This window comes from Sorangium sp. So ce394, assembly GCF_051474665.1.
Lineage (GTDB): Bacteria > Myxococcota_A > Polyangia > Polyangiales > Polyangiaceae > Sorangium > Sorangium cellulosum_D.
In genome coordinates, this window is the sequence record NZ_CP150339.1 from 6,467,501 (window position 1) to 6,490,177 (window position 22,677).

Annotated in this window: 21 protein-coding genes; 15 read left to right on the top strand and 6 right to left on the bottom strand. The window is 71.8% G+C overall.

Annotated features, from left to right (window positions below):
• Positions 1-949: 949 nt before the first annotated feature.
• Complete coding sequence (locus WMF33_RS23770; protein WP_437339253.1) at positions 950-2,482, top strand: hypothetical protein; 1,533 nt, start codon at positions 950-952, stop codon at positions 2,480-2,482.
• Between the two features lie 36 nt (positions 2,483-2,518).
• Here the strand turns inward: WMF33_RS23770 and WMF33_RS23775 are convergent, their stop codons facing one another.
• Positions 2,519-2,971, bottom strand: coding sequence for a hypothetical protein (locus WMF33_RS23775; RefSeq protein ID WP_437339254.1), 453 nt, complete (start codon positions 2,969-2,971; stop codon positions 2,519-2,521).
• A gap of 129 nt (positions 2,972-3,100) precedes the next feature.
• Here WMF33_RS23775 and WMF33_RS23780 point away from each other — a divergent pair, with 129 nt between their 5' ends.
• Positions 3,101-3,796 carry a DUF1349 domain-containing protein gene (locus WMF33_RS23780; RefSeq protein WP_437339255.1) on the top strand — a complete coding sequence of 232 codons (696 nt, stop codon included), beginning with the start codon at positions 3,101-3,103 and terminating at the stop codon, positions 3,794-3,796.
• A gap of 51 nt (positions 3,797-3,847) precedes the next feature.
• Here the strand turns inward: WMF33_RS23780 and WMF33_RS23785 are convergent, their stop codons facing one another.
• Complete coding sequence (locus tag WMF33_RS23785; protein WP_437339256.1) at positions 3,848-4,780, bottom strand: LysR family transcriptional regulator; 933 nt, start codon at positions 4,778-4,780, stop codon at positions 3,848-3,850.
• A 248-nt stretch (positions 4,781-5,028) separates the two neighbouring features.
• Between WMF33_RS23785 and WMF33_RS23790 the strand changes: the two genes are divergently transcribed.
• The 5 genes from WMF33_RS23790 (at position 5,029) to WMF33_RS23810 (ending at position 10,171) form a co-directional block, all read left to right on the top strand.
• Complete coding sequence (locus WMF33_RS23790) at positions 5,029-6,426, top strand: alpha/beta fold hydrolase (protein WP_437339257.1); 1,398 nt, start codon at positions 5,029-5,031, stop codon at positions 6,424-6,426.
• A gap of 97 nt (positions 6,427-6,523) precedes the next feature.
• On the top strand, positions 6,524-7,747 hold the full coding sequence (locus WMF33_RS23795) for a ferritin-like domain-containing protein (protein ID WP_437339258.1): 1,224 nt from the start codon (positions 6,524-6,526) through the stop codon (positions 7,745-7,747).
• Positions 7,748-7,907: 160 nt separating this feature from the next.
• Positions 7,908-8,213: a DUF3817 domain-containing protein gene (locus WMF33_RS23800; RefSeq protein ID WP_437339259.1), complete on the top strand. Its 306-nt coding sequence runs from the start codon at positions 7,908-7,910 to the stop codon at positions 8,211-8,213.
• 238 nt (positions 8,214-8,451) lie between these two features.
• Positions 8,452-9,105 (top strand): hypothetical protein, encoded by a 654-nt coding sequence (locus tag WMF33_RS23805; RefSeq protein ID WP_437339260.1) that lies wholly within the window; start codon positions 8,452-8,454, stop codon positions 9,103-9,105.
• 265 nt (positions 9,106-9,370) lie between these two features.
• On the top strand, positions 9,371-10,171 hold the full coding sequence (locus tag WMF33_RS23810; RefSeq protein ID WP_061623766.1) for a GNAT family N-acetyltransferase: 801 nt from the start codon (positions 9,371-9,373) through the stop codon (positions 10,169-10,171).
• Positions 10,172-10,208: 37 nt separating this feature from the next.
• Here WMF33_RS23810 and WMF33_RS23815 read toward each other — a convergent pair whose 3' ends face one another.
• Positions 10,209-12,044 (bottom strand): M2 family metallopeptidase, encoded by a 1,836-nt coding sequence (locus tag WMF33_RS23815; protein WP_437339261.1) that lies wholly within the window; start codon positions 12,042-12,044, stop codon positions 10,209-10,211.
• Between the two features lie 761 nt (positions 12,045-12,805).
• On the opposite strand from WMF33_RS23815, the gene WMF33_RS23820 reads away from it, so the two are divergent.
• The gene (locus WMF33_RS23820) at positions 12,806-13,177 is read left to right on the top strand and encodes a hypothetical protein (RefSeq protein ID WP_437339512.1); all 372 of its coding nucleotides are present in this window, start codon (positions 12,806-12,808) and stop codon (positions 13,175-13,177) included.
• Positions 13,178-13,234: 57 nt separating this feature from the next.
• Here the strand turns inward: WMF33_RS23820 and WMF33_RS23825 are convergent, their stop codons facing one another.
• On the bottom strand, positions 13,235-13,822 hold the full coding sequence (locus WMF33_RS23825) for a hypothetical protein (RefSeq protein ID WP_437339262.1): 588 nt from the start codon (positions 13,820-13,822) through the stop codon (positions 13,235-13,237).
• A gap of 299 nt (positions 13,823-14,121) precedes the next feature.
• Between WMF33_RS23825 and WMF33_RS23830 the strand changes: the two genes are divergently transcribed.
• On the top strand, positions 14,122-14,820 hold the full coding sequence (locus WMF33_RS23830) for a fatty acid desaturase (protein ID WP_437339263.1): 699 nt from the start codon (positions 14,122-14,124) through the stop codon (positions 14,818-14,820).
• Between the two features lie 374 nt (positions 14,821-15,194).
• Positions 15,195-15,578, top strand: coding sequence for a VOC family protein (locus WMF33_RS23835; protein WP_437339264.1), 384 nt, complete (start codon positions 15,195-15,197; stop codon positions 15,576-15,578).
• A 264-nt stretch (positions 15,579-15,842) separates the two neighbouring features.
• Here WMF33_RS23835 and WMF33_RS23840 read toward each other — a convergent pair whose 3' ends face one another.
• Complete coding sequence (locus tag WMF33_RS23840) at positions 15,843-16,601, bottom strand: hypothetical protein (protein WP_061623771.1); 759 nt, start codon at positions 16,599-16,601, stop codon at positions 15,843-15,845.
• 691 nt (positions 16,602-17,292) lie between these two features.
• Here WMF33_RS23840 and WMF33_RS23845 point away from each other — a divergent pair.
• The 5 genes from WMF33_RS23845 to WMF33_RS23865 are packed head-to-tail and all read left to right on the top strand — an operon-like array spanning position 17,293 to position 20,664.
• On the top strand, positions 17,293-18,030 hold the full coding sequence (locus WMF33_RS23845; RefSeq protein ID WP_061623772.1) for a tetratricopeptide repeat protein: 738 nt from the start codon (positions 17,293-17,295) through the stop codon (positions 18,028-18,030).
• On the top strand, positions 18,030-18,905 hold the full coding sequence (locus tag WMF33_RS23850) for a DUF4388 domain-containing protein (protein ID WP_437339265.1): 876 nt from the start codon (positions 18,030-18,032) through the stop codon (positions 18,903-18,905). The genes WMF33_RS23845 and WMF33_RS23850 overlap by 1 nt, the downstream gene beginning before the upstream one ends.
• Positions 18,902-19,705 carry a ParA family protein gene (locus tag WMF33_RS23855; RefSeq protein ID WP_437339266.1) on the top strand — a complete coding sequence of 268 codons (804 nt, stop codon included), beginning with the start codon at positions 18,902-18,904 and terminating at the stop codon, positions 19,703-19,705. The genes WMF33_RS23850 and WMF33_RS23855 overlap by 4 nt, the downstream gene beginning before the upstream one ends.
• The gene (locus WMF33_RS23860; RefSeq protein WP_437339267.1) at positions 19,677-20,237 is read left to right on the top strand and encodes a hypothetical protein; all 561 of its coding nucleotides are present in this window, start codon (positions 19,677-19,679) and stop codon (positions 20,235-20,237) included. The genes WMF33_RS23855 and WMF33_RS23860 overlap by 29 nt, the downstream gene beginning before the upstream one ends.
• A 52-nt stretch (positions 20,238-20,289) precedes the next feature.
• Complete coding sequence (locus WMF33_RS23865; protein WP_020736711.1) at positions 20,290-20,664, top strand: hypothetical protein; 375 nt, start codon at positions 20,290-20,292, stop codon at positions 20,662-20,664.
• 141 nt (positions 20,665-20,805) lie between these two features.
• Here WMF33_RS23865 and WMF33_RS23870 read toward each other — a convergent pair whose 3' ends face one another.
• Positions 20,806-22,254 carry an amidohydrolase family protein gene (locus tag WMF33_RS23870; protein WP_437339268.1) on the bottom strand — a complete coding sequence of 483 codons (1,449 nt, stop codon included), beginning with the start codon at positions 22,252-22,254 and terminating at the stop codon, positions 20,806-20,808.
• Between the last annotated feature and the right edge of the window lie 423 nt (positions 22,255-22,677).

The following is a 22,677-nucleotide window of genomic DNA, read 5'->3' on the forward strand; positions in this document are numbered from 1 at the left end:
TCGGGGGCGGGCTTTCTAGCGCCCTGCCTTGAATCTGTCAACCTTTTCTTTCGAGAAGGTCGACTCACCAGCCAGGCCAATCGGAGTTGCAGCGCCTTCGCTGCTCGGCTCTCCGGTTCGCCGTTCGGGGCGGGCTTTCTATCGGCCTGCCTCGAACCTGTCAACCTTCTTTTTGAGAAGGCTGACCCGCCGACCGAGCGAGCCGGAGTTGCAGCGCCTTCGCTGCTCGGCTCTCCGGTTCGCCGTTCGGGGCGGGCTTTCTATCGGCCTGCCTCGAACCTGTCAACCCTCTTTCCTCTTTCGAGCCTCTTTCGAGGGGTCGACCCATGCGTCGGCCGAGTGGCCCAGGGTCGCAGCGCGTCTGCTGCCCAGCTCCCTGGTCCGCCCGTCGTGCGGACCAAGTTATTGATGTCCGGCGAGGGTGTCAACGGCGACGAGGAGCGCCCACGGCCGTCCCGCCGGCAGGTCTGGCGCGATCGGTCGCGCGGCTGGCGACCCCAGCGTGCAAATGCCGATGTGTCCGGCCGCCATGCCGCGGCGTGGCGCGCGGCTGCGGGGGGGGGGCGCCGCACCGCGAGGGCCGACCGGGGCGGCGCCGATCGACCGCCGAGCGAACCCACCTCGTCGGGGACGGGTTCCCATCCATCCAGAATGAGGACGTGACGAGGGCGCGAGAGCTCCTCTGACGAAAGGCCGCCGCGGCCGCGCGACATGAACGCGCCAGCGGTGCGCGAGCGCACGCGCCGCCGTCTGGGGCGCAATCGCGCGAGCGCGAAGGAGAACGCAAAGGACGAACGCGCCCACCGACGCAGCTCGGCTGCCCATCGACGCATCTCGGCTGCGCGCGCGTGCATCGATTGCGCGACGCGTCCACCTCGCCGCTGGCCTGACCTCTGCAGACATCGGCGACGCAGGTGGCAGAAGGTAGGCGGCAGAGGGGGAAGCAGCCATGACTATGCGCATCGGGGCGGTGGCGGTGAGCTCGGCGGTTCTCGCGCTGGGCTGTATGGATCCGGATCGGCAAGAGCCGCTGCGCGACGGCGCGGCCGCTCTCCAGAGCGGCGCGGAGCCGGCAGCGGCGCGGTTCATCGAGGGCGGCTCGGTACCGTACGTGCTCGGGTTCTCGCCGGAGACCGGGCAGATCCTCGGCGGCTCGCACACGCTCCTCATCCCCCTGAGCGGGACGCGCGAGCCCATGGACGCCGCGAACCTCCCCACGAGACTGCACCCGGAGCTCCGGGGAACCTACGCGGCGCTGAACTCGACCCTGCTGCAAGGCCAGTCCACGGGCCCCTTCGCCTCGCAGTGGTGGCCCCAGAACAGGAACGGCATCGCCGACCGCTGGAACTCCGCGGTCAAGAACTACGGCGATCTGACGTCGGATCCGGACAACCTCTCGCCGGCGGAGAAGTACGATCTCCTGTTCTACGCGGGGCAGGCGCGGTCGCTGGAGCCGCCCGCGGGCGCCGCCGCCGGCGAGGCGGGCCTGCCGGAGGGCGCGCGCGCGGCGCCGCGGGCGACGCGGGTTGCAGGGCCGACGACGTACTGGGAGCTGACGCACCACGGCCTGTACCAGGGCGTGACCCCGGAGTACTGGTGGGGACACTGCAACGGCTGGGCGGCCTACGTCGTCGCGGAGGGCGGCGGCCCGCCGCTGCGCGACATCCGGGTGAAGGTCTCCGGCAGCACGCTGGTCGAGTGCGCGTCGGTCGAGCGCGGGTGCATCCTGTTCCGCACGGCGGACATCGAGGCGCTCATGACCGAGGTGTACCACCACGACTCCGCCACCGTGTCGGGGCGGCGCTGCGAGACGCGGGAAGACCTCGTCCTGCGCGACGTCTACGGCAGGCCGGTCGATCCGGCGTGCCGCGACCTGAACCCGGGGACGATGCACGTGGCCATGACCGGCCTGCTCGGGCTCGGCGCGAGCTCCATCAGCTCCGCGTCGAGCGGGCGAGCGCAGCGCTCGTTCGTCGTCGACTACACGTGGCACCGCGAGGTGTGGAGCTACCCGGTCACCTCGTTCACCATCGACACGATGGCGGAGGTGAGCGCGCAGGAGGCGGCGCGGCTCGTCTGTAACGGCGGGTACCAGGGCGCCGATTGCTACAACTACCGTTTCAACCCGAACGCCAGGCGCTTCGTCCGCGTCGGGGCGCGCTACGGGATGATCTCGGACGAGGTGAGCGCCGCCGACCTCCTCCGGCCGCCCGCGCTGCGCAACGTCCCGATCCTCAACTCGGAGCTCCACTACGTGCTCGAGCTCGACGATCGGCTGACGGTGCTCGGCGGCGAGTGGATCAAGAACCCCGCCTTCGCCAACGGTGTGAACGGCAAGGCCCTGCACCCGGACTACCTCTGGATCCCGGTGAGGCCGCAGGGCGCGGGCGAGGACAGCGACGATCTCGGCGGCTCCGGGGACAACCCGTACATCGCGTACTCGCGCGCGAGGGCGCTGCTCGATCTGTCGCGGCGACGGTGATCACCGCCCGACGAGCCGCGCTCCCGCCCCCTGTCGTCAGTTCGCGCCCGCCCCCTCGGCGCCGCCCGCTGCCGCCGCGGCCCCCGCCGACTCGCCCATCGCTTCTCCCGGCCCGGCGTGCCCTGCCCCCGGAGCGACCGGACCAGGCACGACGCCGCGGTCGGGCTCGCCGAGGACGCAGGCCTCCTTCCCCTCCACCACCTTGCACCGGCGATCGGCAGGGCACTTCCCGCCGCACGGCAACCGCACGCACAGCCCCGTCGCAGGATCGCACGCCGTCCCGGGCTCACAGATCGCGTAGCAGGTGTCGTAGATCTCGCGGTTCACGGCCGCCGCCCCGGCCGCGGCGGCGAGCACCGCCGCCGCGTCCGCATAGGAGCCGCCCGCCGACGAGGAGCCGCCCCCCGCCGAGGTCACGGGCGGCGCGCCCACCAGGAACTCGGGCGGACCGCGCCTCGCCTTCAAGCAACCGGCCAGGCTTACAGCCATACAGCAGGACACCAGAAGGGCGGTAATTCGCATGGACCTGAGATCCTGCATACACACCGGAACGATTCGACGACAAGACAGGAACAGACTCCGGTACTATGGTTGCCATGAAGGGGGGAGGCATACAAGGTGAGTGAGCCTGTACACCTAGCGCCGTTGCCGACGCCGCTCCGCTGGGAGGTACCGCCCAGGAGCTGGAGCACCGGTAAGGCATCGAGCCTGACCGTCACGGCGGGCGGCAAGACCGACTTGTTCCTCGATCCGGAGCGCACCACCGGCCTCCTGAACGCGCCGCGCCTGCTCGGGACGCCGCAGGGGGACTTCCTCGCCAGCGCGCGGGTGACGGTGGGCTTCGCGGCGGCGCACGACGCGGGCGTGCTGCTGCTCTGGGCGCACGAGCGCGCGTGGGCCAAGCTCTGCTTCGAGCTGTCGCCCGAGCGCGTGCCGACGGTCGCCTCCGTGGTGACCCGCGGCCTGTCGGACGACCGCAGATCCTTCGCGGTGGACGGCGACCACGTCTGGCTGCGCGTCTCTCGGCTCGGGCGCCTGTGCGCGTTCCACGCCTCCACCGACGGGGCGAGCTGGCACCTGCTCCGCAGCTTCTCGCTCCGCAGCACGACCGAGCTCGCCGTCGGCTTCTCGGCCCAGTCGCCCGCGGGCGACGGCTGCACCGCCGTCTTCGACGACATCCGCTTCACGCCGCGCCGGCTCGGCGATCTGCGCAGCGGAGACGTCGAGAGCGTCGAGAGCGACGCGGCGCTGGCGCGCGCCGGTCAGATGCCGCCGCGGACCGGCATCGCCTCGCCGCTCACATACATGTCGTAAAGGGCGGGCCTCACGGAGGCCCGCGCGGCGTCCAGCCGCCGCCTCCCGCGGTCAGGACGCCGCCCTCGCGAGCTGGTCGCGCAGCCAGCGCTGCGCCGGATCGTGGTGCGTGCGCTCGTGCCAGATCATCGCGAACGAGAAGCCCGCCAGCTCGAGCGGCGGCGGCAACACCGCGAGCCCGAGCGGCGCCGCGGCGGCGTCGACGATGCGGGCGCCCAGGGTGGCCATGAGGTCGGTGGCCGCGACGACGTGCGGCGCCACCAGGAAGTGCGAGACGGTCGCGGCGACGCGCCGGCTGCGCCCGAGCGCCGCCAGCGCGTCGTCGACCAGGCTGCCCGGCGTGCCGCGCGGCGCCACGAGGAGGTGCGAGAGCGCGCAGTAGCGGTCGAGGGTGAGGGCGCTGCGCGCCGCCGGATGGCCGCGCCGCACCACGCAGCGGAAGCGCTCGTCGAAGAGCGGGCGGAGGTAGAGGCCCTCGGGCCAGCCGCGGCGAGGAGGGCCGATCACGACGTCGACGGCGCCCGAGGAGAGCTGCGCGACCACCCCCTCCTGGGTCAGCGAGAGCGGCAGCATCCACACGTCGATGCCCGGCGCCTCCCGGGCCAGGAGCGACAGCAGCGGCGGCAGCAGCACGAGCTCCGCGTAGTCGCCGGTGGCGATCCGGAAGGTGCGCCGCGCCGCTCCGGGATCGAAGCGCGCTTCGCCGCGGATCGCGCTGGCCAGGCCGCGCAGCGCGGCGCGCAGGCCGGGCGCCAGGGCCTCGGCGCGCGGGGTGGGCACCATCGCGCCGCCCGTTCCGCGCACCAGCAGCGGATCGCCGAGCGCGCGGCGCAGCCGGCCGAGCGCGTGGCTGCACGCCGGCTGGGTCATGCCGAGGCGCGCGGCGGCGCGGGTGACGTGGCGCTCGTCGAGCAGCGCGTCGAGCACCACCAGCAGGTTGAGGTCCACGGCGGAGAGATCGCGCGCGTCATGTCCATCCTGCATGGTTCAGATGAATACCATGTATTGGAGACATGACGTCGCCGGGCACATGATGGGCTCGTCGGCGCGGCGGTCCGTCGCCGGCTGAGCCGGCCCAGCGCCGAGAGATCCGCGGTGATCGCGCGATGTCCTGCGGCGAGCGACACAGCGCGCCCGGTCGGCGTGCGCCTCGCGTCCGCCGCGGCCACGGCCGCCTCGACCCACGGGAGGAAACGATGAAGAGCGAAGCACGAGCGACTCCGAGCGACACGATGACGAGGAGATGGACCGGCGCGGAGGTGCTGCGCGTCCTTCGGGCCGGGCTGGCCGCGGCGGTCTGCGTCGTCCTGCTGGCCACGATGGCCGTCCTGGCGGTGCCGCATGCGCGCGGCATCGCCTTCTTCCCCGCGCTCCGGTACGCGGTCGTCGCCCCCGCGTGCGCCCTCGTCGCGGTGGCCGCGGCGTTCCTCTACCGCGCCCTCGCCGAGCGCTCGGCGCGGCCGCGCTCGATCCTGGCGGCGAGCCTCGCCGGGCTCGCGGCGAGCGTCCTCGTGGGGATGATCCTGGCGGGGCCGCGCGGCCTCGCCGCCGCCGCGCTCCCCGCCGTGGCCTGCGCCGCGGTCGCGCTGGCCCTGCTCGTCCCTCGCCTCGTCGAGCGGCCGCGCTCCTCGCGCGCCGCCGCCGCGGCGGTCGCGATCCTCGGCGCGATCGAGCTCGTCGGCGTCGCCGGCGCGCTCTCGAGCGAACGCGCCGCGCCGCGCGGTCCGCGAGGCATGGCGTTCGAGATCCCGCGCGCGATGTTCGACGTCGATCACAGGTTCGTCGAGCTCCCGAGCGGAGCGCGCGTCCATTACGTGGACGAGGGTCAGGGCGAGACGCTCCTCTTCCTGCACGGCAACCCGGCGTGGTCGTTCCAGTGGCGCGAGCTCATTCACGGGCTCCGGGGCTCGTACCGGTGCGTCGCGCTCGACTACCCGGGCTTCGGCCTGTCCGAGGCGCCCGCCGGATTCGGCTTCACGCCGGGCGAGGAGAGCCGCGTCGTCGAGGAGCTCGTCGATCGGCTCGGCCTCCGCGACGTGACCCTGGTCATGCAGGACTGGGGCGGCCCCATCGGCCTGGGGTTCGCCGGGCGCCGGCCCGAGCTCGTGCGGCGCGTCGTCCTCGGGAGCACGTGGGCCTGGCCGACCAGCGCGAGCACGCCGCGCGGCAAATTCTCGAGGATCGTCGGCGGGCCGATCGGCGAGTTCGCGCAGGTGAACTTCAACGGGTTCGCCGCGCTGGGGATCGACAACGGGATCGTGCGGGAGCTGCCCGCCGAGGTCGCCGACGTCTATCTCCGGCCGTTTCTCCCGCTCGATCGCCGCGGCATCGCGGCCTTCTATCCGGGGCAAATCACGGCCGCGACCGAGTACTTCGCGGAGGTCGAAGCCGGCCTGCCCCGGCTCGCGGACAGAAAAGCGCTCATCTTCTGGGCGCTCAAGGACGTCGGGTTTCCGCGCAGCGATCTCGCCCGCTTCGAGGCCGCCTTCCCGGACCACAAGACGATCGAGCTCCCCGACGCGGATCACTTCTTCTTCGAGGACGCCGCGGAGGTGATGATCGCGGAGATCCGCGCGTTCGTCCCTGCGGGCCCGACCGCACGGACCACCGCGCTCGGCGACGCCCGCTGACGACCTGGCAGACGACGCCGGTCGTCTGTTTGAGAGGTATAGGTATAAGAAGGGTTCCGGTGCCGATCGACGGCACGTCGCAGGGAGGCTCAGCGCCATGAACAGAGAGCTGCGCGCGCGCATCATGCATATCGTGGGAGCCGGCGTGTTCACCGGCCTCTCGCTGGCGCTCGGCTGCCAGGACGGCGGCGGCGGCGGCGCGGAGACCGCAGGTGGGACCGGCGGGGCGGGAGGAACCGGCGGCGCCGGCGAGCAGGGCGGCGCCGACGCACAGGGCGGCGCCGGCGCACAGGGCGGCTCCGGCGGACAAGGCGAGGTCGGTGAGACGCGGTGCTTCCCGCCGGAGGAGGTCCGCGCGAACGCCGGCGCTGGCGGGGCCGGCGGCGCGGGGGGAAGCGCCGCGACCTGCCCGAGCCAGTACCACCCGAACCCCGTGTCCTGCGTGGTCTACGAACACGGCCGGCTGGAGGACGGCCAGTGCTGCTACGACACCAACAACCTGGGCGTCGGCGCCTGCGGCCGCCCGTTCTTCGTCGGCGGCGAGCCGCGCCTCGCGGGCGTCGAGGCGCGGGCCGACTGGGTGCTCGCCGCCGCGCCGGACGCGCCGCTCGCGCTCGACCCCGCGACGCGCGCCGCCCTCGCCGAAGCGTGGCTCGCCGACGCGCGCCTCGAGCACGCGTCGGTCGCATCCTTCGCGCGCTTCACCCTCGATCTGCTCGCCCTCGGCGCGCCGCCCGCCCTGATCGACGCCGCGCAGCGCGCCCTCTCGGACGAGCTGCATCACGCCCGGGCCTGCTTCACCCTCGCGAGCCGCTACGCCGGCCGGTCGCTCGGCCCGGGGACGCTCGCGCTGGACGGCGCGCTCGACGCGCCCACGCTCGCCGGCGCCGCGGCCAGCGCGGTGCGCGAGGGCTGCGTGGGCGAGACGCTCGCCGCGCTCCAGGCCGGCGCGCAGCGGAGCCGCGCCCGCGACCCCGAGGTGCGCCGCGCCCTCGACCGGATCGCCGCCGACGAGGCCGCCCACGCCGAGCTCGCGTGGGCCTTCGTGCGCTGGGCCGTCGCGCGGGGCGGCGAGCCGGTGCGCGCCGCCGTGGCCCGCGCCTTCGACGAGGCGCTCGCCGCCGTGCGCGCCGCCCGGGGCCCGGAGCGCGCCGGGATCGACGCCGCCGCGTGGCACGACCACGGCCGGCTCACCGAGGCGGAGCGGGCGCGCTGCCACCTCGACGCCGTGCGCGAGGTCATCGCGCCGTGCGCAGAGGCGCTCTTGTCCGCGCCGCCCGCGGCCCCCGCGGGCATCGCCGACCTGGACGCCCCGGCGTAGCTCGGCCGCACCGACGCTCGGCCATCGCCGGCCCGGACGCTCCGGCGTAGCCTCGCCCCTGGATTCCTCGCCACGCCGCGCCTACGTCAAGGCGCGAGCACGACGCCGGTGCTCGATGAAGAACTCCACGAGCCCCTGCCCCCTGCCCTACGTTGCCGTCATGACCGCGCTTCGCCAGCTCCGCCTCATCGCGATCCTCGAAGGCCTGTCGTATCTCCTCCTGCTCTTCATCGCGATGCCGCTCAAGTACCTCGCCGGCCAGCCGCTCGCCGTTCGCGTCGTCGGCAGCGCCCACGGCCTCCTCTTCGTGCTGTTCCTCGCCGCGCTCGCCCACGCCGCCGTCCGGCGCCGGTGGTCGCTCGGGCGTTCGCTGCTCGCCTTCGTGTCGTCGATCGTCCCCTTCGGGACGTTCGTCTTCGATCGCTCGCTGCGGCGCGAGATCGAGGCGACCCTGCCGTCGTCCTAGGCCAGGCGGCCGCGGAGACGGCGCGATCCCGGGATCGCGGGCCCGCCCCGCCGCAGCCGGGCGCCGCGCTCTCGCAAAAAAGTCAATGAATTCTTACATTTAAGAGAATATAAAAAAGATCGAGAGGCGTGTCGATCCTGCGTCCGCCCGTTCGTCGTGACGATAGAACCAGGGCGCATCCGGTCCGGAACGGCCGGACGGCCTGCTTCGAGCCCAAGGAGACACGACGATGCGATCCATGAACACCGCGGAACCGGCGACGAACGAGGCGAGGACGGACGCGCAGCCCCCGGATCACGCGACACGGTCCGATCGCTGGACGAGAAGAGGCCGCGCGGTCATGAGGCGCATCTCGATGGCGGCGTGCCTGTTCGTCGCTGCGTGCGGTGGCGCGGACGACGGCGGCGCGGACGACGGCGGCGCGGGCGGCGGCGGCGCGGACGGTGCGGGCGGCGGCGGCGCGGACGGCGCGGGCGACGGCGGCGCGGGCGGCGGCGAGCCCGATCAGGTCGCGTGGAAGGACATGACCTTCGAGGAGCGCACCGCGTACATGACCACCGTCGTCATGCCCCGGATGAAGGAGGTCTTCGTCGCGTACGACGCAAAGTACGAGACCTTCGACTGCACGACGTGCCACGGGGACGACGCGGTCGAGCGCGCCTACGCGATGCCGAGCCCGGCGATCGCCCCGCTCCCGGCCAGCGAGGAAGGGTTCCTCGAGTGGGTGGGGGATCCGGAGCACCCGGAGCGCCAGGAGTGGACCGATTTCATGTTCAACGAAGTCGTACCCGCAATGGCCGACCTGCTCCAGGTCCCCAGGTTCGACCCGACGACGATGACGGGCGAGTTCTCGTGCAACAACTGCCACACGCTCGAAGAAATCGAGCCGTGAGGCGGCCCGAGGCGTGAGCGAGCCACGGCGGATCCCGGCGATCTCGCCGCGCGCGATCTCTCCCCGGTCTGCGCCCTTGCGAGCGCGCGTCGTGGTGCCGAGCCGCCCCCTCTCAGAGCTCCTACCGGACAGGCCACCTCATCTCCTCCGACGGAGCGCCCCACCGCGACCGGCGGCCCAGCACCATCGCTCCACACGCAGCGCGACAGCGGCCCTATTCCCGGACGCCCAGTTCCGGCTACTCTCCGTTCCGAGGAGGTTTCGCATGCCCGACCCGATCGAGATCGAAGAGTCCAACGCTCAGTTCGTGGCCGCCTGGACCTATTTCAGCCAGGGTCTCCCCGGCCATCGCATCGAGCACACCGACGGCGTCACCGTCGTCCTCTCGGGCACGGACATGATCCTGATCAACATGGCCACGCTCTCCTCGCCGGCCACCGACCTCCAGGATCTCGAGCGCCGGGCGCGCAGGGCCGTCGAGCTCGCCCGGGCCGGCGGCGTGCCGTGGCTCTTCGCGCTGTCCGACAGCTGGTCGCCCGGCGGCGACGGGGGCGCGGCCGCCGAGCTCCTCGGCCGGCTCGGCTTCACGCCGGCCGTGTCGCTCCTGGGCATGGTGGCCGACGCGATCACCCCGCCGCGGCGCACACCTTCCGGCCTCGATCTCCGGCGCGTCGCGGACGCCGAGACGCGCGCCGCCATCGCGGATCTCAACGCGGCGGCCTACAGCGTCCCGATCCCGGCGGGGCGCGCCTCCGTGGCCCACGAGGCGATGTGGGGCGACCGGGCGTTCGGTCGGGTCGGCTACGTGGGCGAACAACCCGTGTGCTCCGCGGCGACGTTCATCGTGGAGGGGATCCGCTACGTGGGCTTCGTCGTCACCGCGCCCGAGCACCGGCGCAAAGGGTACGCCGAGGCGGTGATGCGCGGCTGCCTCGACGACGCGCTGAGCGAGACGGGCATCCAGAGGACCGTCCTCCACGCGACGGACATGGGACGTCCCGTGTACGAGGGGATGGGCTACCGCGCGGTCACGCGCTTCGCCTTCTACACGCCGCCGCAGGCCTGAAGCCCGGGCGGCGCGCGCGTGCCGCGTCGGCCGCAGCCTACCATCCGCACGTCCTGCCGCGGTTCTGCCGATCGAGCCAGCCCCTGAGCGGCGCGAAGTAGTCGAGCATCGCCGCCGCATCCATCCGCCGCGATCCGGTCACCGCTTCGAGCGCCTCCGGCCACGGCCGGCTCCGCCCCATCTCCATCATCCGCCGGAGCCGCTCGCCGGCCTGCTCGCTGCCGTAGATCGTGCAGCGGTGGAGCGGCCCCTTGTGCCCCGCCTCCTCGCAGAGCGCGCGGTGGAGCTGGAACTGGAGGATATGCGCGAAGAAATACCGGATGTACGGGACGCTCGCCGCCACATGGTATTTCGCGCCGGGATCGAAGTCCGCCTCGGAGCGGGGCACCGGCGGCGTCACGCCCTGGTATCTCCTCCGGAGATCCCACCAGGCCTTGTTGTACTCCGCCGGCGGGATGTCCCCGGAGAAGACGCCCCAGCGCCACCGGTCGACGAGGACCGCGAACGGCAGGAAGGCCACCTTGGCGAGGGCCTCGCGGAGGAGGAGCGAGACATCGCTCGACGGCGGGGGCAGCTCGTCCACGAGCCCGATCCGCTGGAGGTACGCCGGCGTGACCGACAGCCCGATGGTGTCGCCGAGGGCCTCGTGGAACGCCGGGTTCGGGCTGTCTCGGTACAGCCACGGGAGGTGGTTATACGCCCTCTGATAGAAGGTGTGGCCGAGCTCGTGGTGGATCGTCTGGAAGTCGTCCGCCGTGACGTCGATGCACATCTTGATGCGCACATCCTCCTCGTCGTCGATGTTCCACGCGCTCGCGTGGCAGACGACGTCGCGATCCGCCGGCTTGACGAAGAGCGATCGCTCCCAGAAGGTGGCCGGGAGCGGATCGAACCCGAGCGAGACGAAGAAGCGCTCGCCCGTCTTCACCATCTCGATCGGCGTGAACCCCTTCGCGCGGAGCGCGGCGTCGAGATCGTAGATGGGCGCGACCCCCTGGGGCGCGACGAGATCGTGGATGTTGCTCCAGTCCTGGGCCCACATGTCGCCGAGCAGATCGGCCCGGATCGGGGCCGCGCCGGGCACGACGTCCTCGCCGTAGCGCGCGGCGAGGCGGCCGCGCACGTAGCAGTGGAGGGCGTCGTAGAGCGGCTTGACCTGCCCGAAGAGGCGGTCGACCTCCCGGGGCAGCGCCTCTGGCGGCATCTCGTATTTCGCGCGCCAGGCGTCGCCGGTGTCCTTGAATCCGAGCTCGCGGGCGCCCTCGTTCGCCAGCGCCACGAGCCGCGTGAAGTCGCCGCGCATCGGCGCGGAGACCGTGCGCCAGCCGACCCACGCTCGCTTGAGCTCCTCGGGATCCCGGCTCTTCGCGATGATCCTGCTGAGCTCCTGGAGATCGAGGCACTGGCCGGCCGAGGGGCAGTATTTGCCCGCGCCGTACGTGGCCTCCAGCCCCGACGCAATCGTCGCGAGCTCCTGGGTCTTCGCCGGGTCGGCGGGCGCGTAGAGGGTGAGCGAGGTGCGCAGGAGATCGAGCCGCCGGCGGACGTCGTAGGGCAGATCGAGATCGCGGTAGCGGGCCGCGCGCTTGGCGTAGTCGGTCTGCGCGCCGAGCAGCTTCGCGCTCGCCGCGGCCGCGAGGACCTGCGTATCGCCCGTGATGTACGTCGACGCGACCCAGGCGGCCCGGTTGTTCTGGGTGCTGAGCTCGTGGAGCTCCGATTCCGCTTGTTCGATGAATCTCTGGGCCTCCTCCGCCGCGGGCTGTGAGCCGGGCCGCGGCCGCGGCGGAGGGCTGGGATCGGAGCAGGCCGCCGTGAGCGCGAGCGCGCCGCACGGCAAGGCGACGACCAACACCGGAACCATGCGCACCATTTCCCGCCGCTCCTCGATCGCGGGCAGCTCCAGCGTGCGAGGGTCCCCCCACCCCGGACGCGCAGAGGGCGCGGGGTGCGCTTCGGCGCCGCGATCCTGGTGGGGCCTCTAAGGCCGCTCGGCCGCTCGAGCAATCCTCGGGGTGCCGCCTCGCGAAGGGCTGACATGCGGCAAACTCCGCCCCTTTCACGCCGTCACGTCGGTCTGGAGGATGCCCACTCGCCGCGACATCGCTCAAGGTCGCGTGCCTGCCTGATCGACGATGACGTTGGGATCGATGGCGTTGTACCGATCCCCGCGGCGCGAGCAGATCACCGAGCCGTGATCGGTTCAGCTGCCGGACGCCATGGAGTCCCGGGTGGCGTGACCGATGCACGCGCTCCGGCTCCCGAACGTGGAGGTCGAGCTGTGGGCGGAGCAAGCACCCAACCCGGGTTGGGTCGTCGCCGCCGCAACCCGGGTTGGGTCGCCGCAACCCGGGTCGGGTCGCCGCAACCCGGGTCGGGTCGCCGCAACCCGGGTCGGGTCGCCGCAACCCCGGGTCGGCCACCCTCAACCCGGGTCAGATCGGCCGGTCGGGTCGGTCGCCCAGGGTCGTCGAAAAATCGTCACCGCCGATGTCGAGCGGGCGCCGGCGGCTCCGACGTCCCCATGTAGCGCCGAGGACGGCGTTCCATCACCCGGACGAGGACCCCATGAACACCAGCGAAACTCTTCAAGCAACGCTCACCGTCACGACAGATTCCGCCCGGACTAGAACCATGTTCCGTAGCGTCGGCGCGGTGCTCTGCGGTCTCGTCTCGACGGCCGTCCTCACCACCGTCGTGGACCTGGCGTTGCACGCATCCGGCGTCTTCCCGCCGCACGGCGAACGGATGGCCGACGTGCTGTTCGTGCTCGCGCTCGCCTACCGCATCCCGCTGAACGCCGCCGGCTGCTACGTCGCGGCCCGGCTCGCTCCGGCTCGCCCGATGCGCCACGCGCTCGCCCTCGGCTTCGTCGGCCTCGCCCTCGCTACCCTGGGCGCTTTCATGATGTGGGAGCACGGCCCCGCGTGGTACTCGCTCGCGAACATCGCGATCGCGCTGCCGTGCGCCTGGGTCGGCGCGCGGCTTCGAGGCGCTCGCTCCTGACCAAGGCGCCCACCCAACCTGCGCCACCCCGGGCCACCCCGACCTCGGCCGGGTCGCTCAACCTGAGTCGGACGGCACCATCCCTGATAGCCCGCGAGCGCGTCCCCCGGCCGGCTCGCCTCCGAAGCCGAGAAAGTGCACCGGCTTCCTCCCGCGCGCCCCCGCGACCCGCGACGCCCCCTCGGGGAAATACCGCTCCGCCAGCCGCCGGAAGCTCCACTCCGTCGCGCGCTGAAACAGCGGCCGAAACACCGCCCGATCGAACCACCGTCCGAACGCCCCCCAGCGCACCTCGTACGTATACGACGTCGAGAACTCCACGCCCCGACCTTGCATCAGGTACTCCCCGGCGGGCAGCCCTCCCTGGCTGCGCCGCGACGCCGGCTCGACGGCAACATCGACCATCGCCACACCGATATCGGCCACGAAGAGCGCGACGAAGAACGCGTAGAACGCGCCGTGAAACTGGACATTGGGCACGAGCGCGAGCTGAAGCGCATAGATGAATCCGCGCGCCACATGGATCCATACCTCGGCCCGCGACTCGGCGCGGTCCCCGAGACGGCACCGATGCCAGTGAAAGTAGGCGATATCGAACGCGCCGAGGAGGCAAACGACAGCAAGCAACAATGACGCGGTGACCATGGGGCACCCATCCCTGAACCCAAACGACCCGAGCGAGCGAGATCGCCCGCCCCGGCCACCGCGCGTGCAAGCCGCTCACCAACCGCTGGAACCACCGACGCGCGCCGCCCCATCGCGCGCGCCTCGGCCCCTCGCTGTCCACACGCCTTCGTGGCTGTCCACGCCGTGGACACCCGGGTTGCCGCCCGCGTGGACACCGGAGGTCGCGCCGCGCGCGCCGCGTGCATCGAACGCGCAGCCGCGGCCCGCGCCGCGCCGGCCCGCGCTCCCTGGCACGGCGATCGCACCCCGAGGGCGCCATGCAACCTCGCCTCGGCGACCTCGCCTTGCACATCGCCCGTGTCAGCCTCTGCGCCTCCGGCGTCGGCCTCGCCGCGCGCATCGAGAGCGCGACGCTCGCCGCGGCCCTCGAGGGCGCGCTCTTCTTCGCCTCCTTCGCCCTGATGCACGACGTCGCCCACGGCGCCCTCCGCCTGCCGCGCAAGGCGAACGAGCTCGCCCTCACCCTCTCGGCCGCGCTCATGCTCATGAGCGGCCACGCCCTGCGGCTGATGCACCTGCGCCATCACGCTCGCCCTCTCGCGCCCGACGACGCCGAGGGCGCCCCCGCGCGCCTGCCCCTCCCGCGGGCGCTCCTCGGCGCCCCGCTCAGCGCCCTCGCCCTCCGCGTCGAGGCGTTCCGCGCCGCCGGCCCCTCGGGCCGCCGCTGCCAGCTCGCCGAGACCGCGCTCAACCTCGCCTCGCTCGCCCTCCTGCTCGCCTCGCGGCGGCCGGCGCTCCTCGCCGTCGCGGCCACCGCGACGTGCCTCCAGCTCACCATGGCCGTGTGGGCCGCGCACGTCCCGCACAACGCCCCGGCCTGGATGCTGGCCGCCGCGCGCCGGCTCGCCTTCACCCGCTCGCCGATCGCGCTGAGCCTCGGCTACCACGAGCGCCACCACCGCATCCCCAACCTCCCCTGCAGCCGCCTCGCCCTCCCCTCCCCCGACCGCGCGTGAGGCCATCGCCCGTGCAAACCGTCCTCGATTCCGCTCGAGCGCCGCGGGCCCCCGCGCCGCTCGGACAGGTGACCGCGACGATACGGCAGTGACGAGGTCACGTGACCGACGAGCGGAGGAGAACAGCAAAGACGGGATGGCGCGCCGGTCGGCACGCGCAGGCCGGCGAGGTTGCTCGCGTGAACCCACCGTGGCAGGCTCGCCCTGTTCCCGGGCGGGCACGCGCGGCGGGCCTCGTGCAGCGGCTCGGTCGGCGGGGCTCGGCTGGATGGAGGGCACAGAGAGATGAACGACACCAGGCCGACGCGTGAAATGATGGCCTCGCCCGAGCGGCCGCGAGGCCTGCTCGAGCGCCGCGGAAGGGAGACGCGCGCATGACCGTCCGGCTGAACCACACCATCGTCGCCGCGAAGGACAAGAAGGTGTCCGCCACCTTCATGACGGAGATCCTGGGCCTCCCCGCCCCGGAGCCGTTCGGACACTTCCTCACGGTGCGGCTCGACAACGACGTCACGCTCGACTTCATCGACACCCCTGACGAGGTCCACCCCCAGCACTACGCGTTCCTGGTCAGCGAGGCCGAGTTCGACGAGATCTTCGGCCGGATCCGCGATCGGAACCTGCCGTACTGGGCCGATCCCAGAGCGCAGCGCCCCGGCGAGATCAACCATCACGACGGCGGGCGCGGCGTGTACTTCCCCGACCCCGCCGGGCACTACCTCGAGATCATCACCCGTCCTTACGGCAGCGGCGGCTGATCCCGGCGCGCCGCCCCCCCTGCGGGCCGGCGCCGATCGCGTCGGAGCGCCGAGCGGCGGCGCTCGACCTCGACGTTCGTCGGACGGCGCTCACCGCCATGGGGGCGCTCACCGCCATGGGGGCGCTCACCGCCATGGGGGAACGAGGGCGTCAGCGCCATGCGCAGCGTCTTGTGCAGAGAGCGCGGCGCGTGGCGAGCGCGATGGAATGGATATCGTGGAGCGGGCCGCGAAGGCGAAGCTGGAGAGCTCAACCGCGCTGCTTCACGCGGCGAGGATTGACGAGCGGGTCATGATCTGGCTCACGCCGTCCGTCTCGGGGTCGGCCGCGGGGATGGCCGCGGGGTGCGCGACGGCATAGCGCAGGAGCTCGTGCGTCCACGGCTCGAAGAGCGCGAACACCTCGTCCGCGAGCGCCTTGTAGCGCGCGCGCGTCTCCGCGTCGAGGGAGATGCTCGCGAGCGCGGCGTGATCGGCGTCCACCGTGTGGCCCGACTCGCGCTCGAAATGGAACGGGCCGCAGTAGCGCAGCTGCGTTCCAAGCCGCTTCTCCAGCGCCTCCGCCAGGGGAAGCATCGCGCTGAAGAGGACGTTGCCAGTCTCCTCGATCGCTTCGATGATGACCAGCCGCTCGAGGCCCGTCGTGCCCTTGATGAGCTCGGTGAGCCGCGCGGTGAGGATCCGATTCTCGATCGTCTCCTCGCCCCAGAGGAAGTGCATCAGGTCCGAGCTCCGCCCCTCGACGTCGTAGCCCAGCTTGGTCAAGTCCTCCAGGTACCACGGCCAGTGATGGTCGTCCTCGCGGGTGTGGACGTTCACCATTTCCTGGTACTCGTCCGCCGCGGGCTCCTTTCTCAGCACGAATTTGTTCAGATCACCGAAGCTCATGATGAAGAAAGCCATGCACGGATAGAAGGCGAGCCGCTCGCTCGGATCGAGCCGCTCATCACGCATGCGCTCGAACAGGGGTAGACGAGCGTATGCCTGCTTCTTCTGGAAGATGTGCCGCAAGACCTGCCGCATAAGCGATCTCCTTTCGGCTGGTGGTGTCAGTTGATCGAACGATCCCTCTGTTTGCGTAAGCCAAGCGTCGTATGCGCTTCGTGAGGCGACAAGACAAGACCACGGCGTACCCCCCATGGACGCTGCGGCTGGATCTCACCTTGGTTGAAATCCTGCACGACCCCCCCTCGCTGCATTCCGAGCTTGATTTTTGGAATTTCCCACGAACCACCTCAGACGTTACGTAACGTTGGGGGGTGCTTCCACTCGGTGAACCCACTCTAGCGCAAGTTCCGCGTAAGCTGCATCCAGTATCTTCAGCGATCTCCACCGAAATCGAGCTCGGTAGCCGGGTGGGCGAATGGGCGCCCATGTGCGACACCTATTCCTCTTATGGTGATTGCGCGGCGATTTATTCGGCAGGCGTCCGAGAGCGCCGGCGGGCCGACCCGCCACGCATTGAAGAAATGGGCAGAGTCGCGCGGGTAAGAGCCTCCATGGCCTCCACATGGGCCCATGTCGCAGCACCCATGTTCTCAGAGTGGGGCTCTGACTGGTCCCACACGCTCGCACCTGAACGACGGCGATCCCGGTGTGGACAGCGCCGCCGGAGCGGCGGCCGCGGAGGCGCTACCAAACCGCTTGAAGGTCGGCGGTCGAGGCATGTAGCTTGCCGAGTTGTGCCGTGAAAGACCAACACGAATCGGCCTGGATGATGGAACCCGAAAGCCGCGAGGTCCCGAAGAGCACACCCGTGCGCGCGGAGATCGTGCGGCTGGTCCGTGAGAAGCGCTACGAGGAGGCGCTGGCGGTGCTGTACCGCGCGCGCGCGGAGGCGCCCGAAGACCGCGAGCTGCAGACCAGCATCGAGCGGATCAAAGAGTTCCTCGCCGGCGCCTACGCCAAGCGGCTCGGCGGCCTCGATCAGGTGGCGGGGCCCATCCCGGTGTCGGCGGGTCGCTCGCCCGACGCGCTCCTGGTGGCGCGGTACATCGATGGCTCGTCGACGTTCGACGACATCGTGCAAATGTGCCCGCTCGGGCGGCTCCGCACGCTGCAGGTGCTCGTCGGCCTTTACACGGGGCGGGAGGTGGCGTCGCCGTTCAGCGAGAAGACACCGCAGTCCTGGCGCCGGCAGATGGACACGCTGCCGTCCGCGGTCAGCTCGGATCCGGGGCCGCCGACCATGCCCGAGCGCGGGCTGCAGCGGCGAGCGCCGGAGCCGCCCGCCCCGACCAGCGCGCCCTCCAGCGCGCCCTTCACGCCGCGGGTCTACGAGACGGAGGAGGATCGGCGCTACCGCGAGGCGTTCGCCCGCGGCACCGCCGCGTTCGTGCAGCGCCGCTACGACGAGGCGATCGAGGCCTTCGAGGCCTGCGCGCGCATGCGTCCGGGCGACTCGGCGTCGTCCGTCATGCTGCGCCGAGCGCGGCGCGACCTCGGAGGCTGATGCCGATCGTCGTGGTCGCGGATCCCGATCTGCGCGAGCGCATGCGGTGCATTCGCGTCATCGCGGGGCAGACGCCGGTGAGCGCCATCGGCGCCGCCACGTGGGAGGAGCTGGAGCAGGCGCTCGAGGGCGCCGAGAGCGCGGAGCTCATCATCTACGCGCCGTCGCTCCCGGGCGGGCCGGAGGACGCCGTCGCGCAGCTGCTCCGCCGCACGGCGCGCCTCGTGCTCGCCGTGAACGAGGGCGTGGAGGTCCCGGGGGCGATGAACGTCACGCGCGTGACGTGGCCCATCGCCGAGGAGACGCTCGTCCTCATGGGGCACGCCGCGGGCGCGCAGTCGGCGCCGATCGGGATGTACTTCGTGCCCGTCGACTTCTTGCAGATGATCTGCATGTCCGGCGACTCGCACGTCCTCGTGGTCAGCAACGAGAGCGGCGACGTGGGCCTCATCGAGGTGCGGCGCGGCCAGGTGTGGACGGCGTTCGACGGCCTCGGCGTGGGCGAGGAGGCGTTCGCGCGGCTCATCCGCCCGGAGATGCGCGTGCGCGTCAACCCGACCGTCAGCTCGACGAAGGAGCGCACCATCTTCAAGGATCTCGCGGAGCTCGTGCTCGACTCGCTCCGCCGGATCGACGAGGGCTGCGTGGAGATGCCGCCGCCGATCTCCTCGAGGCGGATCGAGGTCGCGCTCTTCTCGCCCGAGCAGCGCGCGGCCCGCGTCAAGCAGCTCAACGCCGACGCGCGGCGCCTCCTCATGGAACGCAGCTACAGCGAGGCGGCCCGCGTCCTCACCGACCTCTCCACCCTCGACCCCGCATCCAGTCTCGTGCGCGCTAACCTGGAACAGCTACGCAAGCTCGGATACCCCAAATGACCCGATCCATCGCATTCGCCAGCCTGAAGGGCGGAGTCGGAAAGACCACCGTGGCGCTCAACTGCGCCTTCGCCTTCGCGCGCCGCGGCGCGCGGACCCTCCTCGTCGACACGGATCTGCAGGGCGCCATCGGCATGTCGCTCGACGGCGTCAGCGACCGCCCCGGCCTCGCCGCGAGCCTCGCGCGCGGCGGCCCCCCGCTCGAGGGGCTCGTCAAGACGCGGCTCCCGGAGCTCTGTCTCCTGCCCATGGGCCCCGTCGACGCGCTCGACGAGGATCGCTTCTCGGTCAACGCGCGCGAGGCCAACCTCGTGGGGCGCATCCTGGAGCAGAGCCAGCGCGACTTCGACCTGATCCTCTTCGACACGCCGGCCGGGCTCGGCGGGATGTCGCGCCTCGCGCTCGAAGAGGTGGACCACGTCGTCGCCGTGGCGCAGTGCGAGCCGCTCGCGCTGCGAGCCCTGCCCCGGCTGCTCGAGCTCCTGGCGCGGCTCCGCGACATCGGCTCCGCCTGCTCGCTGCTCGGCGTGGTCGGCACCATGAGCTCGTTCCGCGATCCGGTGCTGTTGGCCTCGCTGGAGGAGCTGTGGTCGCTCTACCGCGACCAGGTCTTCGACACCGCGGTCCCGCGCGACAGCACGTTCCTCCAGGCGAGCCGCGCGGGGGTGCCGCTCGGCCTGCTCAGCCGCCGCCCGCCCGCGGTCTCGGCGGTGTTCGACAAGCTGGTGGCCGAGATCGAGGAGCGCCTTGGCACCACGGCAGGAGGCGAGGATGACGGTCCGATCCGTCTCGTGGACTGACGCGCAGCGGGTGAGCTCGCTGCTCGCGCGGGTGTCGGCGACGCCCGCGCGCGAGCCGGCGGCGCTCGTGAGCGCCATGGGGTCGTCGCGCGCCGGCGCGCCCGCGAAGGCGCCGCCCGCGCCGGCGAAGGCGGCGCCCAAGGCGCCCAAGGAGGTGCCGCGCCTCGTGCAGACCTCCGACAACCCGGCCGACCGGCTCGACGCGCTCGTCGCCTGGACGCTCGCCCACCACGCGTGCGCGGGCGCCTTCGTCGCCGACGACAACGGCCTCACGCTGGCGGCGCACGGCATCTCGGAGGCGCACGTGTCCCTCGTGGGCCCGCTGCTCTCGGCGCTGGTCGGCGTCCGCACCGTCCCTGGCGTCGACGCCACGGCGGGCGCGCTCTGGCTGGGCGCGCAGATGATGTCCTGGGTCGAGACGCGCACGGCGCGCGGCGGCTTCTGCCTCGGGACCGTAGGCGACGAGGCTCTCTCCACGCGGGCGCTCGAGCAGCTGAAGGAGGCGCTCGAGACGACCGTGCGCGGGCTGTGATACATCCGGATTTTCAATGCGGGCGCGCGCGCCCAGGAGCGACGGAAGCACGATGATCGACACCAAAGTCCTCGAGGCGGCAGTCCACGACCTCCGCAACATCCTTCGCGACGGGCTGCTCGCCAGCGACATCTGGGAGCGCACGGCGGGCCTGTCGCTCGCCGGCTTCAACCAGCAGCCCGTGGCGGTGGCCCTCTTCACGCGCATCACCGAGGAGCTGGACAGCTCGCTGCGCGACTCGAATTTCCCGCCCCTCGGGCGGTATTACATGCTCGACATGGCGGGCAACCACACGGTGGTGGTGGTCAACCACGGCAAGCTGCTCCAGGGCATGCTGGTGGACAACAAGCGGGCGAACCTCGGGATCCTCATCTCCGTCGCCATCCCGCGGATGATCGAGACCATCGCGCAGGCGTACGAGCCCTGAGCTGCCGAGCTCGCTCGCTCCCGCTCCGAACGCACCACAGAAATCCGGCGCCGCATCCGGGGATACGTCGCGAAGAGGGCTCGACGCGCGCAGCCGCTCGTACGGCGTGGGCGCCGCGCGCGCCGCGCGCAGGCCTCGCCGCTAGTCCGGCAGGCCGCGCGTGAAATCGAGCAGGCGCAGCATGTCCCGGCGGGTCCGCGGGCCGTAGGTCTGGAACGAAGGCATCGGCGCGTTCGCGTACTCCGCGCGCACGCGGCTCACCTCGTCGCGGGCCTGCGTGCCCTGCACCGCGGCGACGTCGACGCCGTACACGCGCGCGGCGTTGAGGCCGAGGATCTTCGCCTTCCGCTCCGGGGTCAGCGCCGGGTACCCGTGGCGCTCCTGGAGCTCGGGGGTGATCTCGAACGCCCGGAATGCCTGGATCTGATCCTGCGGCGAGCCGAACCAGATGGCGTCGGTCCCCCAGAGGATCCGGTCCTCGCCCACGTGCTTGAGCAGCTTGCCGAGGGCGTGCGCCGCCTCGTCGGGTTTCTTCATCACCTCGCGCCACGTGGAGCCGAGCTCGGCGTACACGTTCCCGTTCTGCCCGACGCCGTTCTCCTCGAGGGAGCGTATCAGCGCGTCCACGCCGCGCGTGGCCTTCGGGTCGTACGGGCCTTCGGTGATGTCGGGCTCATAGCCGGAGTGATAGATGAGGAACGTCGCCTTCGGGAACGCGCGCGCCGCCGGTCCCACGTCCTTCGGCCGCGTGTACTCCGGGTTCATTCCGGAGAGCGGGAGCCCCTTGTGCACCGCGAAGATCGGAATGCCGAGGGCGATGCCGTGCTCGATCGTCCTCCGGCCCACCTCGTCGTTCAGCCACCAGCCCTCGCCGGTCGGTCCCCACACGGTGTAGAGCTTCCACGCGCTGAGCTTCATGGTCTCGGCCTGCCTGCGCATCTCGTCGGCGATCTTCTCCCAGGGCGCGATGGTCGGCTGGACGACGCCGTGGATGCGCAGCCGATCCCGCCCGAGCTGCGCGACCTTCTCCCGCGTGCGGGCGGCTTCCTCGGTGAGCATGGGCAGCGGATCGCCCCAGAGGCCGGTCAGCACGGCGAGCTGGGTGTCGCTGTTCATGAAGACCTCGCGGATGAGCACGTCATCGGTGAAGCACCGCGCCCAGGCCGGGGCGCCGCAGTCCGCTTGCGGCGTCGTCTTGAGGAAATCCGCGAGCGACGGCTGCCCTTCCTTCCACCAGACCCGGTCGGCGCTCACCTCGTGCGTCTGCACGTCGAAGATGAACTCTTTGCCGGTCAGCTTCTCGTTCGCGGCGGCGGGGTCGAGCGTGAACTCCTTCGTGACCTGGTAGCGCCCGCCCCCGCAGCCCAGCTGGTTCAGCGCGAGGAAGACGGTCGCGGCGCCGCACGTGCTGGCGAGGTACTCGCGCCGGCTCATCCCCAGCCTGCGCGCGTTGTCGAGCGCGCTCTCCATCGCGCTCCGCTGCGCCTCGCGCAGCGCCGCGTCCGGGGCTCGCGGCCAGTACTCACCGTTGCTCGTGGAGTCCAGCTTCACCGGCAGGCGGAGATCATCGTCAGGCAGGCTCTTCTTCATCGAGTGGCTCCTGTTGGTTCCGGCTCAGGCGTTCACAGCGGCGCGTCACGGTGAAACGGGATCATCGCCCGTGTCGCGGTCGACGGCTGACGCGATCTCGGGTCGGACCGCGTCGGCCGATGCGCGAGGTTGCTGGAGCTCGCACGCGCGACGCATGGCTGGGTCGTGACGCGGCCGGGCGCGCGCGGCAAGGCAGGGACGCGCGCGCCGGGGTGAGCATCCCGAGCGGTGGCGAGCTCGACCAGCGGGGCGCCGCGATCGGTCCGGCGATCGACGTGCGGCGTCTTCGGCTGGAGGGTCGCGTCGATGGAGCGCTCGCGCGCTCGGCGGGAAGCCGACCTCGTCGAGGAAGCGATGGTCGCGAGATCACCGCGTCGGAAGCGAGCGAGCGGGACCTCGTCGAGCAGGGTCGCCGCCTTCGGC